At 63.7% G+C, this 16,029-nt stretch carries 18 protein-coding genes; 5 read left to right on the plus strand and 13 right to left on the minus strand.

The window, feature by feature from the left end; genetic code table 11:
- Positions 1 to 54: 54 nt before the first annotated feature.
- Positions 55 to 1,005 (minus strand): cell division protein FtsX, encoded by a 951-nt coding sequence (locus ACFFP0_RS28250; RefSeq protein ID WP_377265596.1) that lies wholly within the window; start codon positions 1,003 to 1,005, stop codon positions 55 to 57.
- A 103-nt stretch (positions 1,006 to 1,108) separates the two neighbouring features.
- Complete coding sequence (ftsE, locus tag ACFFP0_RS28255; protein WP_377265556.1) at positions 1,109 to 1,768, minus strand: cell division ATP-binding protein FtsE; 660 nt, start codon at positions 1,766 to 1,768, stop codon at positions 1,109 to 1,111.
- Between the two features lie 213 nt (positions 1,769 to 1,981).
- Here ftsE and ACFFP0_RS28260 point away from each other — a divergent pair, with 213 nt between their 5' ends.
- The 3 genes from ACFFP0_RS28260 (at position 1,982) to ACFFP0_RS28270 (ending at position 4,010) form a co-directional block, all read left to right on the plus strand.
- On the plus strand, positions 1,982 to 2,641 hold the full coding sequence (locus tag ACFFP0_RS28260; protein ID WP_377265557.1) for a hypothetical protein: 660 nt from the start codon (positions 1,982 to 1,984) through the stop codon (positions 2,639 to 2,641).
- 345 nt (positions 2,642 to 2,986) lie between these two features.
- Complete coding sequence (gene hpt, locus ACFFP0_RS28265) at positions 2,987 to 3,529, plus strand: hypoxanthine phosphoribosyltransferase (RefSeq protein WP_377265558.1); 543 nt, start codon at positions 2,987 to 2,989, stop codon at positions 3,527 to 3,529.
- A 121-nt stretch (positions 3,530 to 3,650) separates the two neighbouring features.
- Positions 3,651 to 4,010 carry a response regulator gene (locus tag ACFFP0_RS28270; RefSeq protein ID WP_377265559.1) on the plus strand — a complete coding sequence of 120 codons (360 nt, stop codon included), beginning with the start codon at positions 3,651 to 3,653 and terminating at the stop codon, positions 4,008 to 4,010.
- 89 nt (positions 4,011 to 4,099) lie between these two features.
- Here ACFFP0_RS28270 and ACFFP0_RS28275 read toward each other — a convergent pair whose 3' ends face one another.
- From ACFFP0_RS28275 to argH, 4 genes are all read right to left on the minus strand, one after another.
- Positions 4,100 to 6,811, minus strand: a complete 2,712-nt coding sequence (locus ACFFP0_RS28275; protein ID WP_377265560.1) for a TIGR02302 family protein — start codon at positions 6,809 to 6,811, stop codon at positions 4,100 to 4,102.
- Between the two features lie 134 nt (positions 6,812 to 6,945).
- Positions 6,946 to 8,214, minus strand: coding sequence for a diaminopimelate decarboxylase (gene lysA / locus ACFFP0_RS28280; RefSeq protein ID WP_377265561.1), 1,269 nt, complete (start codon positions 8,212 to 8,214; stop codon positions 6,946 to 6,948).
- A gap of 15 nt (positions 8,215 to 8,229) precedes the next feature.
- Positions 8,230 to 8,439 (minus strand): LPS translocon maturation chaperone LptM, encoded by a 210-nt coding sequence (lptM, locus tag ACFFP0_RS28285; protein ID WP_377265562.1) that lies wholly within the window; start codon positions 8,437 to 8,439, stop codon positions 8,230 to 8,232.
- An 89-nt stretch (positions 8,440 to 8,528) separates the two neighbouring features.
- Positions 8,529 to 9,932: an argininosuccinate lyase gene (gene argH, locus ACFFP0_RS28290; RefSeq protein ID WP_377265563.1), complete on the minus strand. Its 1,404-nt coding sequence runs from the start codon at positions 9,930 to 9,932 to the stop codon at positions 8,529 to 8,531.
- 23 nt (positions 9,933 to 9,955) lie between these two features.
- On the opposite strand from argH, the gene tlpA reads away from it, so the two are divergent.
- Complete coding sequence (tlpA, locus tag ACFFP0_RS28295) at positions 9,956 to 10,624, plus strand: thiol:disulfide interchange protein TlpA (protein WP_377265564.1); 669 nt, start codon at positions 9,956 to 9,958, stop codon at positions 10,622 to 10,624.
- A 63-nt stretch (positions 10,625 to 10,687) separates the two neighbouring features.
- On the opposite strand, the gene ACFFP0_RS28300 is transcribed toward tlpA, so the two are convergent.
- The gene (locus tag ACFFP0_RS28300; protein WP_377265565.1) at positions 10,688 to 11,569 is read right to left on the minus strand and encodes a 3-hydroxybutyryl-CoA dehydrogenase; all 882 of its coding nucleotides are present in this window, start codon (positions 11,567 to 11,569) and stop codon (positions 10,688 to 10,690) included.
- Here ACFFP0_RS28300 and ACFFP0_RS28305 point away from each other — a divergent pair.
- Positions 11,556 to 11,720 carry a hypothetical protein gene (locus ACFFP0_RS28305; protein WP_377265566.1) on the plus strand — a complete coding sequence of 55 codons (165 nt, stop codon included), beginning with the start codon at positions 11,556 to 11,558 and terminating at the stop codon, positions 11,718 to 11,720. The genes ACFFP0_RS28300 and ACFFP0_RS28305 overlap by 14 nt on opposite strands.
- Positions 11,721 to 11,727: 7 nt before the next feature.
- On the opposite strand, the gene ACFFP0_RS28310 is transcribed toward ACFFP0_RS28305, so the two are convergent.
- From ACFFP0_RS28310 to ACFFP0_RS28335, 6 genes are all read right to left on the minus strand, one after another.
- Positions 11,728 to 12,669: an electron transfer flavoprotein subunit alpha/FixB family protein gene (locus ACFFP0_RS28310; RefSeq protein WP_377265567.1), complete on the minus strand. Its 942-nt coding sequence runs from the start codon at positions 12,667 to 12,669 to the stop codon at positions 11,728 to 11,730.
- A gap of 24 nt (positions 12,670 to 12,693) precedes the next feature.
- Positions 12,694 to 13,440 (minus strand): electron transfer flavoprotein subunit beta/FixA family protein, encoded by a 747-nt coding sequence (locus ACFFP0_RS28315; RefSeq protein ID WP_377265568.1) that lies wholly within the window; start codon positions 13,438 to 13,440, stop codon positions 12,694 to 12,696.
- Between the two features lie 139 nt (positions 13,441 to 13,579).
- On the minus strand, positions 13,580 to 14,326 hold the full coding sequence (locus ACFFP0_RS28320) for a rhomboid family intramembrane serine protease (RefSeq protein WP_377265569.1): 747 nt from the start codon (positions 14,324 to 14,326) through the stop codon (positions 13,580 to 13,582).
- 19 nt (positions 14,327 to 14,345) lie between these two features.
- Complete coding sequence (locus ACFFP0_RS28325) at positions 14,346 to 14,918, minus strand: cob(I)yrinic acid a,c-diamide adenosyltransferase (RefSeq protein ID WP_377265570.1); 573 nt, start codon at positions 14,916 to 14,918, stop codon at positions 14,346 to 14,348.
- A gap of 27 nt (positions 14,919 to 14,945) precedes the next feature.
- Positions 14,946 to 15,149, minus strand: coding sequence for a twin transmembrane helix small protein (locus tag ACFFP0_RS28330; protein ID WP_377265571.1), 204 nt, complete (start codon positions 15,147 to 15,149; stop codon positions 14,946 to 14,948).
- 9 nt (positions 15,150 to 15,158) lie between these two features.
- Positions 15,159 to 15,992 carry an SDR family oxidoreductase gene (locus tag ACFFP0_RS28335; protein ID WP_377265572.1) on the minus strand — a complete coding sequence of 278 codons (834 nt, stop codon included), beginning with the start codon at positions 15,990 to 15,992 and terminating at the stop codon, positions 15,159 to 15,161.
- Positions 15,993 to 16,029 lie beyond the last annotated feature (37 nt).

Below are 16,029 nucleotides of genomic sequence, written 5' to 3' on the forward strand. Positions count from 1 at the left end.
GCCGGAGATTCGTGGCGAGAACAGGGCCAAATTATAGGGGGGGCGAAACCCGGTTCAAGAAGCCGGCAGCCCATCGGAACGCGCCGGATCGGCACGGATGAGGTCGATCTCGTCGATCGTGCGCATGACGGTGAAGCGTGCCGTGACGGTCGTCAGCAGCGCGATGACGATCATCGTGGCGAAGATGCCGAGATAACCGGTGACGCCGATGGTGAAGGAGCCGAACAGCGCGGTCGCCTGGTCGCTTTCCGGCGTCGCCAGCGAATTGGCCTGCCAGAGGTTGGCGGCTGCGAACAGGGCGGCAGCGAGGGCTCCGCCGGCGGCCGAGCCCTTGATGCTGATCTTCAGGAAATGTTTCTGGAATTCACTGGCCACGAAGGAACTTTCCGCACCGACGAAATGCAGGACCTCGACGATGTGGCGGTTGCCGGAAAGCGCCCCGCGGGTGGCGAACACGACCGTGAGGATCATCGCCGTGAAGACGAGGACCAGAACGCCGGTCCCGATCAGCACCGTTGTGTGGGCCATGGAGACGAGCCGATCCACCCAGGTGCGGTGGTCGTCGAGAAAGGCCTGGGGGATTTCCGTCTTCAGGAGATCGCGCATGGCGGCGAAATCCGGCGGGTTCTGCTCGTCGATGGTGACGATGACGAGGCGCGGCACCGGCAGGTCGTCGAGGTTCAGCCCGGCGCCGAGCCAGGGCTCGAGAAGCCGGGCGGTCGCATCCTCGTCCATGATCGTGCCTTCGCGGGTGCCGACGAAGGTCAGCGCCAGATCGCGGGCCTTCTTCAAGGCGGCGTCCATGTCGAGCCCTTCGTCCGGCTTGATCTGGATGGTGATCTCGCGGGAGATCTGGCTCTGCCAGCTGGCCGCGGTCGCGCTCACCATGCTGACCGCGCCAAGGGTCAGGCAGGCGAGGAAGGCCATGATCGCGATCACCACCATCAGCGCATTGCCCTGGATATTCGAGGGCGGCAGGATGGGAGCCGTGGGGCGCACGCGCATTTCGGCGCGCCGCGGCTGCTGTTGCTGCTGGGGCGGCGGCGCGGGCTTCGGTTCCCTGCCGGGCCTGACCGCCCTGGCGGCCTTGATGATCCTGGGGGCGAGTTCATTCATAGATGTCGAGCCGCCCTTCGGTGAGGATCATTCGCCGGGCATCGATCTGATCCATCAGGCCGAGATCGTGGGTGGCGATCACCACCGCCGTGCCGAGCCGGTTGAGTTCCAGGAACAGGTTGAGGAGCCGCCGCGCCATCGGCGGGTCGACATTGCCGGTCGGTTCATCGGCGAGCAGGATTTCCGGCCGGTCCATCAACGCGCGGGCGATGGCGGCGCGCTGTTTTTCTCCCCCCGACAGGACCGGCGGCAGCACGTTGATGCGCTCTCCCAGCCCCACCCATTTCAGGAGTTCGATCACGTCGTTGCGATAGGAGCTCTCTTCCTTGCCGCGGACGCGCAGCGGCAGGGCCACGTTCTCATAGGTGGTGAGGTGGTCGAGCAGCCGGAAATCCTGGAAGACGATGCCGACTCGCCGGCGCAGCATCGGCAGTTCGGGCCGGGGGATCTGCGAGAGGTCGCGGCCAAACATGTGGATGATGCCGCGGGTCGGGTGCAGAGACATGAAGAGCAGGCGCAGAAGCGTCGTCTTTCCAGCCCCCGACGGTCCCGTCAGGAACTGGAAGGATCGCTTCGGGATGTCGAAGGTCATGTCCCGGAGGATTTCCGGGCCCATCCCATAGCGCAGGCCGACGTTTTCGAAATGAATCAACGGATGACCCAGTCTCTCGCTCTTCAGATCAGATTCTCTGGTGCTCGTTATCTCTTAACGACCCGGGTAAACGAAGCGTAAATCTCACGCGGAAAAGGGCTAATTTCAGGCCGTATTTGCGAAGCATTAACCATTTGAATTTACGACTGGGCGGGATTCGTTTCAATGCCCGCAACCTCGAACTCCGGGGAAAACGGGCCGAAGAGGGCCCCCATGAGCACCTTTCGCAGCCAGCAGGGCAGGACGGTCATCCGAATGGACATCCTGCCGCCGGACTATTCCAGCCGGCCCGGACGGATGAACAGCCGGCGCAGCGAGGCGGTCGACGCCCAGTTCGTCACGGTCCGCGATACCTTTCGCCGCGGACCGGGACAGCGCTCCCACAACGACAACCGCCGCAAGCCCGGCGTCTCGACGCCGGCTGGCATATCGCTTTGGGAGGCGATGATCGCGCGCGCCGAACGCGCGCTGATGCGTCTTTCCGCGGACGTCTTCTCGGCGGCGGTCGCGGTCGTGTTCGTCGCGGTCTTTGGTCTTGCGGGCGGCTTTTCCTTTCTCTTCAGCGGATCGGAAACGGTCGAGGCCGGCCCCTCACTCGACATAACCCACGTCACCATGACACCCCAGGATGCCAACGGCATGCGCGTGCTGCTGATCAACGGTATCGTGGAAAACCGCAGCGGCGCGAATCTTGCCATGCCGTCGATCCGCGCCGACCTGATGTCCGGCGAGGAACTGCTGGCCAGCACGCTGATCGCTCCGCCGGTCTCCGCCATTGCGGGCGGCCAGAGCCGCGGTTTCTCCGCGCGCGTGCCGCATCCCGGCGGAAAACTGCCGGACCTCCGGCTGTCGCTGACGGAACGGGGCGCCTAGAGCGCCGCGCGTCCTTTTGGGTGCGCAAAGGACGCTCTATCCCATTGAATCCAAACATCGTGCTTTCCGAAAATCGATTCCGATTTTCGGGCCGATGCTGTAGAACGCGATCGGCGAAAACGGGATCGCTGTCCTCGCCCAATCTCTTTGTTTTCATGCAGTTCCGAACGCGAGACCGTTGCACGCTTTTGCTGGAATTGCTCTTGAGCGAAGGCCGCCTCGACCTGTTGAATTCGGGCATCGTGCTTTCCGGAAATCGCCCGTGATTTTCGAGCCGGTGCCGTAGTGCTTCCTATCTCCGCTCCGATTGTGCTATCGGGGCTTTTTACGGACACGGAGAACCTCATGCCCGTTGTACGCGGCAAGAACATTGAGCCGCTTTATACCGCCGAACAGATCGCCGAACGCAATCGCGTCATGGCCGCCGAGATCGCTGCCGGACCGACCAAGGATCTGCTCGTCATCGCCATTCTCAAGGGATCGTTCATCTTCGCGGCCGACCTGCTGCGTGCCCTGCACGATGTCGGCCTGGCTCCGGAAGTGGAATTCATCACGCTGTCCAGCTACGGCGCCGGCACGGTCTCGCAGGGCGTGCGCATCGTCAAGGACATCGACAGCGACGTGAAGGATCGCGACGTGCTGCTGATCGATGACATCCTGGAATCCGGCCGCACGCTGCTTTTCGCCAAGGAGATGCTCTATGAACGCGGCGCGCGCAATGTCTCGATCGCCGTCCTGCTCGACAAGCGGGTGAAGCGGAAGGAGGCGCTGGAGGCGGACTATGTCGGCTTCGAATGTCCCGATTATTTCGTCGTCGGCTATGGCATGGATGTCGCCTACGCCTTCCGCGAACTGCCTTTCGTCGGCGTCGTCACGGGAGACGTCTGAGGCGCCTGCAGTGGCAAGATGTTAACCATGCCGGCCCTGTTCGGGCCGGTATTTACTCCTCGACAAGAAAAGTCTGGTGATTTGCTCCTGATATGAAACACAGCAAGGAGCGATGATCGCTATGGCAAAGATCCTGATTACCGAGGATGAGGATGCGCTCCGCACTTTTGTCGCGCGGGCGCTCCGGCTCGATGGTCATGAGACGCATGAGGCGGGCGATGGCGCTGAAGGCCTTGAAAAGCTGAGCCAGGGACCTTTCGACCTGCTTCTTTCCGATATCCGCATGCCCGTCATGGATGGCATCGAACTCGCTCACCAGGCCGCCGCAAGGTTTCCGGACCTGAAGATCCTGCTGATGACCGGTTATGCCGAGCAGCGCGAGCGCGCAGACGACCTTGCAGCCAAGATCGTCGACGTGGTGCAGAAACCGTTCGCGCTTCCCGATATCCGCAGGGCCGTCGCGACAGCCCTGGCGGCCTGAGGCCGACGCGCTACAGCCGGGAGAAGGTTCAAATCCGATCCCGGCGGAACTGAATCACAGATCTTGCCGGCGAAGGGGCAATCCTCCGCCTACCGTATGTCCAGAAGCCGCTCCAGATACTGGCGTTCGGCCTCGCCGGATAGCGCATTGCCGAGCTTTTCGCGGATTGCCTCCAGGATCTGGCGGGCGCGCTGCACGTCGATCTCGTCCGGCACCTTCACCTGATCGCCGAAATCCGGGCCTGACGTGGCGCGCGGGCGGCCGAGCGGGTCACGGCCGTTCTGGCCCCCTTGGGAGCTCATGCTCTCGCCGGGGCCACGATCCTGGCCTTGCCCCTGGCCCTGCTGCATGGCCTGCATCATCTGCTGCATCATGTTCTGCGCACCCTGGCGTAGCGCATTGAGCGCATTGCCCTGCCCCTGCACGGCCTGCTCGCCCTGGCCTTCGCCCAGCGCCCGGCCGGCATTGCCCATCTCGCGCTGCGCTTCGCCGAAGCCTTCGCCAGGCTGCATGCCGAGGCCCTTCAGGCCTTGCTGCAGTTCTTCCAGCTTCTTGCCCAGCCCCTCCTGTTGCGCGCGCAGGTTCTTCAGCGCCTCGCGCAGCTGCTCGGCGGTCATCTGGTCGGTGTTCTGCTGTCCCTGCTGGCCTTGTTGACCCTGCTGTTGCTGACCTTGTTGCTGCTGGCCCTGCTGCTGTTGTCCTTGCTGGCCCTGTTCATAGGGCCGCTCGTTCGGGTCGCCGCGCTGCATGCGGTCTCGCAGCGCCTGATCGAGCTTGAAGGTCTGGTCCATCAGCCGCTGCTGCTCCTGCATGATCTCGCCGAGCTTGTCGATCTGCTGGCGCATCTGGCTGTTCTGCTGCTGGCCCTGCTGGCCGCGCTGCATGCGTCCGGCCTGCAGGTTGTTCATCATCCTCTGCAGTTCGGAAAGCATCTGCTGGGCCGCATCGCGGTTGCCGGACCGGGCGAGGTTCTCGATCTGGTCCATCATGTTCTGCAGGTCGCGCTGGCGGATGACGTTCTGGGCCTGCATGTTGTTCGGCGCCTGCGGAGCGTTCTGCATCCGCTGGGCAAGCTCGTTCATGAACTGCTGCATGGCCTCGCGCAGTTCCTTCATCAGCCGCGCGATCTCCTCGTCGGAGGCGTTGTTCTGCAGCGCATCGGCGAGGTTGCGCTGGGCGTCGCGCAGCCGGCGTTCGGCGAGCGACAGATCGCCGTCCTCAATGCCGAGCGCGATCTCCCAGAGATAGTCGGCCGTTTCCTTCAGCTGCTCCTCGGTGCGGGAAAGCTTCATGCGCTCCCGCGCCGAGCGGATGAGGAGGAAATGGGTGAGGTTCGGGATGGTCTCTTCCGGACGGATCGCCAGCGCTTCGTTGAGAGCGATGGCGCGCGGCATCTGGCGGGTGTCGAGCGCGAAGACCTGCCGCTCCTCGGCAACCGCCGCAGCCAGCGGCTCGGAGAAGCCACGGGCGGGCAAGATCATCTCGTGGGCGGGGCTGCGGCCCGTCTGGCCGGCGCCGTCCTTGGCGACGAGCGTGATCCTGACCCGCTTGCCCGCGAGGGGGTGTTCAACGAGGTTGCGGCTGGTGAGGCCCTTGACCTCGCGGCCGTTCTGGCGCGGCAGGTCCAGCCTGTAGTCCGGCGGCGGATAGAGCGGAGTGGCGCCGGAAGCCTGCAGCTCCACCGGTTCGATCAGCGCATGCGCTTCGCGAATGCCGTAGTCGTCCTTGCCGGTGAAGCCGATTTCGAGCGCTCCGTTGACGGAACGCCGCGGCTGACCGTTAAACGCGATTTCCGGCGGACGGTCGGGGATGACATCGAAGGCCCAGGTCTGGCCGTTGGCGGCAAGGCTGCCGCTCTCTGCGACATTGAGCGCATAGGTGCGAGGCGGCAACGGCTGGCTGGCCTGCTGCCGGGCCGGCGAAGCCTCGGGCCGCCTGGCCGGCTGGGCGGCGCCCTGCTGCGGTTCTCCGGTTGCGGTTTCGGCCGCCTTCTTGGCCTCTTCGGTGACGAGGGTCACGGACTGGCCGCCGGCCTTCGGGGAGAAGACCACGGCCTCGCCGCCTTCGCCGCCCGTGACGCGAACCGTCAGCGCGGAGTTCTGTGGGATGGATACGGTGCTGACATTGCCATTGGCCTCGCGACCGGTCAGGAAGACCGGCGCACGTCCCGTATAGGAAGGCGGCGTCAGCCAGGCATCGATGCGCAGGTCGGGATTGATGCTGGGAGCAGGCGGGGCCGCGCGGAAGGCATCGGCCGGCGAGCCGCCGCCATTCGAAAAGGAATAGCCGAGCGCGATTGCGAAGACGAGCGCCGGAACGGCGCGCAGGGCGAAACGGTCGTGTCCGGCGATGTCGGGCTGGGGCAGGCCGGCGTCGAGTTCCGCGATGCGCTTCGCCATGCGGATCTGGTGTTCCTTCCAGAGCGCCCGGGAGAAAGGCGTTTCGAAGGCAGGCTCGTCCTCCTGCACGCCGACCGGCTGGTGGGGCAGGTTGTTGCGCTCCTCAAGAAGCCGGTCCGCCTCTTCCGCCGCCGGCCAGCGCAGCCGGCTAAAAGGCAGGAGCGAATAGACGAATGCGAATGCGAAGGCGCAGACGAGTATCCAGCGGCCCCAATCCGGCGCGATGCGGAAAATGCCGAACCATGCGACGGACAGGAAGAGTGCGGCTATGCCCAGCGGAGGCAGCAGCAGCGGCAAGATCCGCTCGAAAAACAGCACGATCCGCGCGAAGGAGCGTTTCAGCGCCACGCGCCGCGCAAGCACAGGATGCGATTCGAAAGCACCTTTGCGGATGAAGCTCATGCGGTCCGTCTCCAGTCGTGGCGGCGCAAATCAAGCTTTCAAGATAGCAGTCTTTGTGGCGAAGACGAGGGCGGGGGGCGTTCGGCCCCCATATTTTCCGGCCACTCCGCTAAAAGTGAACGGGTGTCGACCCGTCAGCCGAGCCAGGCGGGGATGGAGTCGAGGCCGATGAGTTCGTCATACGTGCCGCGCGGACGCACCACATGGAACTCGCTGCCCTTCACCAGAACCTCGGGCACAAGCAGGCGGGAATTGTAGGTTCCGGCCTGGACTGCGCCATAGGCTCCCGCGGAAGCGACGGCGATAAGGTCTCCCGGCTTCGGCGCCGCCATCTCGCGGTCGAGCGCCAGATAGTCCCCGGTCTCGCAGACGGGGCCGACAACGTCCGCCTTGATGCGGGGTGCGTCGGCAGGGGGAACGGCGACCGGCCGGATCATGTGGTAGGCTTCGTAGAGCGTCGGCCGGATGAGATCGTTCATCGCGCCGTCGACGATGACGAAAGTCTTTTCGCCGCCGTCCTTCACGTAGATCACCTCCGTCACCAGAATGCCGGCATTGCCGACGATCAGGCGTCCGGGCTCGGTGACGATCCGGCAGTTGAGCGACCGAAGCTGGCGCTTGACGGTGTCCGCATAGGCGTCCGGCAGCGGCGGCGGATTGTTGTCGTCCTTATAGGGAATGCCGAGGCCGCCGCCGATGTCGACATGGTCGATACGGTGACCGTCGTCGCGCAGCGTATCGACCAGTTCCCGCAGCAGCCGGAAGGCGTCCTCGAAAGGCTGCAGCTCGGTGATCTGGCTGCCGATATGCATGTCGATGCCGGTTACCTCGATGCCGCCAAGCGTGGCTGCATGGGCATAAACAGCGCGGGCGCGCTCATAGGAAATGCCGAACTTGTTTTCCTTCTTGCCGGTGGAAATCTTGGCGTGCGTGCGTGCGTCGACATCCGGATTGATGCGGAAGGAGACGTGCGCCTTCTTTCCAAGCTTTTCGGCCCGCAGGTTCAGGACTTCCAGTTCCGGCTCGGATTCGACGTTGAAACAGTAGATGCCGGCCGTCAGCGCCAGGTCCATTTCCTGCACCGTCTTGCCGACGCCGGAGAACATGATGCGGCCTGCCGGGATGCCGGCCGCCAGCGCGCGGCGCAGTTCGCCGCCGGAAACCACGTCGACGCCGGCACCGAGCCGGCCGAGCGTCTTCAGCACCGCCTGGTTGGAATTCGCCTTCATGGCATAGCAGACCATGGCGTCCACGTCGGCGAAAGCCTGGGCGAAAACCTTGTAATGGCGCTCCAGCGTCGCCGTCGAATAAACGTAGAAAGGCGTGCCGACGGCCCTGGCAATCTCCGGGATCGGCACATTCTCGGCGTGCAGCACGCCGTCGATATAGTGAAAGTGGTTCACGTCAAAACTCGAAAATTACAGAAGGGGGTCCAGAACGAAGGGCTTTTCGGCCACGGGTTCCGATTTCTTCTGTTCACCCGGTTTGGTGGTCTTGCGGATATTCTGCTGCTCGACCGGCGTGCTCGGACGGTCGAGGTCGCCCTTTCGACCGCAGCCTGCGACGACGATACCGACGAGGCTCAACGCAAAAGTGACGCGGGCGACATTTACCAGGACTTTCGACATTCTTTCTACCTTTTCCGGCACGGCTGCGGAACTGTCATAGCGAAGTTCCACGCGCTTGTGCAGTCATTATTCCGGCATCCGTCTCGTCTTCAGTTGCGGGCGCGCCACCAGGCGATCTGCTTCTTCACTTCGGCCGGAGCCGTGCCGCCGAAGCTCGTGCGGCTGGCGACCGAGGCGTCGACGGAGAGGACGTCGAAAACCTTTTCGGTGATCGCGGGATTGATCTCCCTGAGTTCCTCCAGGGAAAGCTCGGCGAGTTCGCAGCCTTTCGCCTCCGCCAGCGCCACGGCGCGGCCGGTGACATGGTGGGCGTCACGGAAGGGCAGGCCGGCTTCACGCACGAGCCAGTCCGCAAGGTCGGTCGCGGTGGAGTAACCCGAACCGGCGGCGGCGCGCATCCTGTCGGTCCGGATGGTCATGTCGCGGACCATGCCGGTCATGGCCGCGATCGCGAGCTCCAGGTTCTCGGCGGCGTCGAAGACCTGTTCCTTGTCTTCCTGCATATCCTTGGAATAGGCGAGCGGCAGGCCCTTCATCACGGTCAGCAGGGCAATGAGCGAACCGTTGATGCGGCCGGTCTTGGCGCGCACCAGTTCCGCGGCGTCCGGGTTCTTCTTCTGCGGCATGATCGACGAGCCGGTCGAGAACGCGTCGGATAGGCGCACGAAACCGAATTGCGGGGTCGACCAGATGACGATCTCTTCGGCGAGCCGCGAGAGGTGCACGGCGCAGATCGCCGCGACCGAGAGGAATTCCAGCGCGAAGTCGCGGTCGGAAACGGTGTCGATCGAGTTGCGGGTCGGCTCACGGAAGCCGAGCGTCCTGGCGGTCATGTGGCGGTCGATCGGGAAGCCCGTGCCGGCGAGAGCGGCGGCGCCGATCGGGCTTTCGTCGAGATGGTCGATCGCGTGGCGCACGCGGGCGCGGTCACGGCCGAACATTTCCACATAGGCCATGCAGTGATGGCCGAAGGTGACGGGTTGGGCGGTCTGCAGATGGGTGAAGCCGGGCATGACCGTTTCGGCATGTTCTTCCGCACGATCCAGGAAAGCCGCGATCAGATCGGTCAGCATGCGCTCGGTCTTGGCGAGTTCCTCCTTCACCCAGAGGCGGAAGTCGAGCGCCACCTGGTCGTTGCGGGAGCGCGCGGTGTGCAGGCGCCCGGCGGCGGGACCGATCAGGGCCGCCAGCCGCGCCTCGACGTTCATGTGGATGTCTTCGAGCTTCCTGGAGAATTCGAACCTGCCGCTTTCGATCTCTGACATGATCGTGTTCAGGCCTTGAACGATCTTGTCTTTATCTTCGCGGGAAATGATGGCCTTTTCCGCCAGCATGGTCGCGTGCGCTATTGAGCCGCGGATATCCTGGGCGTAGAGCTTCTTGTCGAAACCGATCGAGGCGTTTATCTCCTCCATGATCGCATCCGGCCCCGAGGCGAAGCGTCCGCCCCACATCTGGTTGGAAGATGTCGCGTCCTTCGTGCCGTCGGCCATGATGCAAAGTCCTGGAGTGATTGATGACGACCAAAAGACCTTTCGGCCTTCCTTCCGCCAGAGTGATCGTGATTGCCGCCGTTGCGGGCGTGCTCGCCGGCGCCGTGGCGGTATACGTGAGGAACATGGGGTCTGGCAATGGCGAGGGGCTTCTCTCCGCCCAATCTTCCGGAACTTGCGAGGGCGCCGTCGAGACGGTGAAGTCCGTCTCGCAGTTTTCCAGGGGCCAGGTTGCCGCGATGGTGCCGGCCCAGCCGCCGCGTCCGCTCGACCTCACTTTCAAGGGACCGGACGGCAAGGACCTCAGGACCGCCGATTTTGGAGGCCGGACGGTGCTTCTCAATCTGTGGGCCACATGGTGCGGTCCCTGCCGCGAGGAGATGCCGGCGCTGAACGCGCTTCAGAAGGAAATGGGCGGACAGGATTTCGAGGTCGTGGCCGTCAATATCGACACCGGCACGGACGAGAAGCCCAGGGCTTTCCTCGCGGAATACGGCGTCGACAGACTCGGTTACTATCGGGACAGTTCCATGGGCGTGTTCAACGCGCTGAAGAAGGAAGGGCTTGCCTTCGGCCTTCCGGTGACGCTCGTCATGGACAAAAGGGGCTGCCTGATCTCGGCGATGAACGGCCCGGCCGCCTGGGACAGTCCGGACGCCAAGGCACTGATCGGCGCGGCGAAGGGATTGTGAGAGGTTTTACGGGGATAGGCGGTTCCCGCCTCCCCGATACCGGCAGGTCAGGGGTATCCTACCTCAGCGCGTCGGAACCGGCGTTTCCCCGCGATAGTCGTAGAAGCCGCGCCCGGATTTGCGGCCGAGCCAGCCGGCCTCGACATATTTCACGAGAAGCGGGCAGGGGCGGTATTTGGAATCCGCCAGGCCGTCATGCAGAACCTGCATGATAGACAGACAGGTGTCCAGGCCGATGAAATCGGCCAGTTGCAGAGGCCCCATCGGATGGTTGGCGCCGAGCTTCATCGCGGTATCGATCGCCTCGACCGAGCCGACACCCTCATAAAGCGTGTAGATCGCCTCGTTGATCATCGGCAGCAGGATGCGGTTGACGATGAAGGCCGGGAAGTCTTCGGCAACCGTCACGGTCTTCTCGAGCGAGGCCACGTAATCCTTGGCGGTCTGGAAGGTGGTTTCATCGGTGGCGATGCCGCGCACCAGTTCCACGAGCTTCATCACCGGCACCGGATTCATGAAGTGAATGCCCATGAAATGTTCCGGGCGATCCGTGGCGGATGCCAGCCGGGTGATGGAAAGCGACGAGGTGTTGGTGGCAAGCAGCGCGTCGGGCTTGAGGACCGGACAGACCTGGGCGTAGATCTTGCGCTTGACCGTTTCGTCTTCCGTGGCGGCCTCGATCACCATGTCCATGGGCGCGAGGTCGTTCAGGTCGGAGGAGCCGGAAATGTGGGAGAGGGCGGCCTTGCGTTCCTCGTCGGTCAGCTTGCCGTTGGTGACCTGGCGGGCGAGATTGCCGTTGATCGTGGCCAGCGCGGCCTCGATCCGGTCCTTCGAGAGGTCGTATATCTGCACCTTGTAGCCGGCTAGCGCCGAAACATGGGCGATGCCGCATCCCATCTGGCCTGCACCGATGATGCCGATATTCTTCATGGCCGAACTCATGTCGCGTTCCCTGGCTCTCTCTCCCGAGGCGCTGACGTTATCCCCAGCCTGCGCCGATTTTATGAAAATGCCGGACTGCATGTCTGCAGTCCGGCAGATTGTTATTCTGCTATTTGCGGATTTGCCAGTACTTTTCGCGCTTGCGAAATGAACAAAGGTCAAAGTTCCTTTTCAAGCTTCGGGAGGATCTCAAACAGGTCGCCAACGATGCCGAAATCAGCGACCTGGAAGATGGGGGCTTCCTCGTCCTTGTTGATGGCGACGATGACCTTGCTGTCCTTCATGCCGGCGAGGTGCTGGATGGCGCCCGAGATGCCGGCGGCGATGTAGAGGTCCGGTGCGACCACCTTGCCGGTCTGGCCGACCTGCCAGTCGTTGGGGGCGTAGCCCGCATCGACTGCCGCGCGGCTTGCGCCGACGGCCGCACCGAGCTTGTCGGCAACCGGCAGGATGACTTCCTTGAACTTCTCGGCGGAACCGAGTGCGCGTCCGCCCGAGATGATGATCTTCGCGGACGTCAGTTCCGGACGCTCCGACGACGACAGCGCATCCGAAACGAAGGAGGAAACGCCCGGGTTCGCGGCCGCCGCGACGGTTTCGACCGCGGCGGAACCGCCGTCGCCCGCAGCCGGGAAGGAGGCGGTGCGCACGGTGATCACCTTCTTGGCATCGGTCGACTGCACCGTCTGGATGGCGTTGCCGGCATAGATCGGTCGCTTGAACGTGTCGGCCGAGACGACCTCGATGATTTCCGAGACCTGCATGACGTCGAGAAGGGCTGCGACGCGCGGCATGATGTTCTTGGCCGAGGCCGTCGCAGGCGCGATGATCACGTCATAGGAGCCGGCAAGCGAGACGATCAGCGCCGCCAGCGGCTCGGCGAGCTTGTCGGCGTAATCCGCGCCGTCGGCCAGCAGGACCTTCGAGACGCCTGCGAGCCTTGCCGCCGCGTCGGCAGCGCCCTTGGCGGCGGAACCAGCGACCAGCACATGCACATCGCTTCCCGAATCCTGGGCGATCTTCGTCGCGGCCGTGAGCGCCTTGGCGGTCTGGTCGGAGAGGGTGGTGTTGTCGTGTTCTGCCAGAAGAAGAATGGCCATGATGAAAGTCTCCCTATCCGTCCCTTAGAGCACGCCGGCGGTCTTCAGGCTGGCGACCAGTTCCTCGACCGACTTGACCTTGACGCCCGCCTTGCGGCCGCCCGGCTCCTCGGTCTTCAGCACCTTGAGGCGCGGCGCGGTGTCGACGCCGAAGTCGCCGGGCGTTTGTCTGTCGAGCGGCTTCTTCTTCGCCTTCATGATGTTCGGCAGCGACGCGTAACGCGGCTCGTTCAGGCGCAGGTCGGTGGTGACCACCGCCGGCAGCTTCACCTCGATCGTCTGCAGGCCGCCGTCGACCTCGCGGGTCACCTTGGCCGAGCCATCGGAAAGCTCGATCTTCGATGCGAACGTCGCCTGCGCCGCGCCGAGGAGGGCCGCCAGCATCTGGCCGGTCTGGTTGGAATCGTCGTCGATCGCCTGCTTGCCGACGATCACAAGGCCGGGGTTTTCGGCATCCACGACGCCCTTCAGGATCTTGGCCACCGCCAGGGGTTCCACCACGTCGTCGGTTTCCACCAGGATCGCGCGGTCGGCGCCCATCGCAAGCGCGGTCCGCAGCGTTTCCTCAGCCTTGGCAGGCCCGATCGAAACGACCACCACCTCGTCCGCCTTGCCTGCTTCCTTCAGACGCAGAGCCTCCTCGACGGAAATCTCGTCGAACGGGTTCATGGACATCTTCACGTTCGCAAGCTCGACACCCGTACCGTCCGGCCTCACCCGGATCTTCACGTTGTAATCGACAACTCGCTTCACTGGTACCAGGATCTTCATCGGGTCCTTCCTTGACTATCTCCAGCCGCAAATTGCGACATCTGCCGCTTCCTCATTTGTCAGTGGGCGACATGGATACGCATTTTTCGCGCGACTGCAACGCGGATTTGCAGCGGAAGCTTGCCGTTTTCTCATAGGCCTATTCGCTTGCCGCGATGGCCTGCTGCACATCCGGCTTCCGCTCGACGGCCTTCGGCGTCACGATGGCGCGGTCGAAAAGCGGCACGTCCTTGCGACGCATGACGAGAACCAGGATCGCACCGGCGATGATGCCGCCGACATGCGCGCCCCAGGAGACCATGCTGTCGAGGTCCAGGGCCAGCATGGCGAATTGCTGGACGATCCAGAGCGCCAGCGGAATGAAGGCGGGCAGCGGCAGAGGGATTCGGAAAAGCACCAGCACCCAGACCCTGACGCGCGGATGCAGAAGGAAATAGGCCGCCACGACGCCGGAGATCGCGCCGGAGGCGCCGATCAGCGGGCCTTCCGCCTCGGGCGCCACGAAGCCGTGCAGAGCCGCGCCTGCCGCCGCGCAGATCAGGTAGAAGACCAGGAATTTCAAATGGCCCAGTGCATCCTCGACATTGTCGCCGAAGACCCAGAGGAAGAGCATGTTCGAGGCGAGATGCCAGAAATCGAGGTGCAGGAAGGCGTAGGTGACGAAGGTCGCGTCGTCCGGAACGATGACCAGCGAGGGATCGAGCACGGCATGGTCGAAAACGACGGCCGGAATGAAGCCGAGGCCGAGGGAGGCATGTTCGACCACTTCCGGGCTGGCGACCGTGGTGAAGAGCCATGCCAGCACGTTGATGGCGATGATGCCGATCGTGACATACTGGACGCGGATATATTTGAGTTCGACAGCGTCATGCAGCGGGATGAACATGTCTTGACCCCTTCCCGCCCTAGCGGTTCTTTCCCGGAACCCAAAGGATGTCCGACTTGCCGTTCTCGTTCGCGCAGCGGGCCGCCACGAACAGGAAATCGGACAGCCGGTTGATATATTTCAGCGCCGCTGCGCCGACCGTCTCGCTTCGCGAAAGCTCCACCATCAATCTTTCGGCACGCCGCGCGACGGTGCGCGCGAGATGGAGGTGGGCCGCCGCCGGCGAGCCGCCCGGCAGCACGAAGGACCTCAGCGGTTCGAGATCGGCATTGAGCGCGTCGATCTCGGTTTCAAGCCTCGTCGCCTGGGCTTCGACGATGCGCAGCGGCTCATATTCCGGCACTTCGCCGGTGTCTGGCGTGGCAAGATCGGCGCCGAGGTCGAAAAGGTCGTTCTGGACGCGCAGGAGCATGGCATCGAGGTCGGCCATCCCGGCGGTATGCAGGCGGGCAAGCCCCACGGCCGAGTTCGTTTCGTCGACGGTGCCGTAAGCCTCGACTCTCAGGTCGTATTTCTCCCGGCGCGGGCCTGAAACCAGCGCCGTCGTGCCCTTGTCGCCGGTCCGCGTGTAGATCTTGTTGAGTTTGACCATCTGCCCGTTTCATCCCGTCAAGGAGAATCAGCTCGGGCGCCCGCCGCCCGTGATCCACAGTGTGAGCATGATGAGGACGATTGCAATCGCCTGCAAGAGCACGCGCAATTGCATCAGCTTGTTGGATTTGTTGGCGTCGCTTCCCTTCAGCATGTTGAAGAGCCCGCGGATCAGGACGATCACGACGAGCCCCATGACGATCACGGTGAGGAGGGTGGTGAAAGTGGACATGGTTTCTACTCAATCGATCCGGCGCATGAGGTTATAGAAGAGCGCGGCCGGAAGTATTCTTTTCAGGAAGGCGCCCTGCTTGGCGGGCTTCGTCACCAGATAATGCGGCCTGGGGCGCGGCGCGGTCAAGGCATGCGTCAGGACATTGTAGACCGCTTCCGGGCCGAGTTTGTGGCGGCTGATCGGGCCGCGTCCGTCGAGGCGCTTGAGTTGCCGCTTGTACTGCGCGGCGTGCACCGATCCCTCGAGGTCGATGTTCTCCCTTATCTTCGCAAGCGCATTGGCGGTGAAGCGGGAGGCGATCGGTCCGGGCTCGATGAGGCTGACCTCGATGCCGCTGCCCTGCAGCTCCATCCGCAGCGTGATGGTCAGTCCTTCCAGCGCGTATTTCGAGGCCGTGTAGGCGCCGCGATATCGATAGGGCAGGAGGCCGAGGATCGACGAGCAGTTGACGATCCGGCCGCGGCCCCGGGCGCGCATGAGCGGAATCACCTTCCGCGTCAGTTCATGCCAGCCGAAAAGATTGGTCTCGAACTGCTCGCGCAACACGTCGGTCGCAAGATCCTCCACCGCGCCCGCCTGTCCGTAGGCCCCGTTGTTGAAAAGGGCGTCGATGCGCCCGCCGGTCCGCTCCACCACGGTCCCGACGAGAGCGGCGATGGTCTCCGGCTTCGTGTAGTCCATCAGCAGGGCCTCGATACCGTCGGCTTCGAGCGCCGCGATATCCGCCTCCTTTCGAACGGTCGCGAAGACCCGCCAGCCGTCGGATTTCAACGCGCGGGCGCAATGGGCGCCGATGCCGGAGGAACAGCCGGTGACGATGATCGTTCTTCTGTCATCCATTTGATCTCATCCCTGTACAATCGGAAGGGTTCCTCCC

The organism is Neorhizobium puerariae (genome assembly GCF_042429745.1).
Lineage (GTDB): Bacteria > Pseudomonadota > Alphaproteobacteria > Rhizobiales > Rhizobiaceae > Neorhizobium > Neorhizobium puerariae.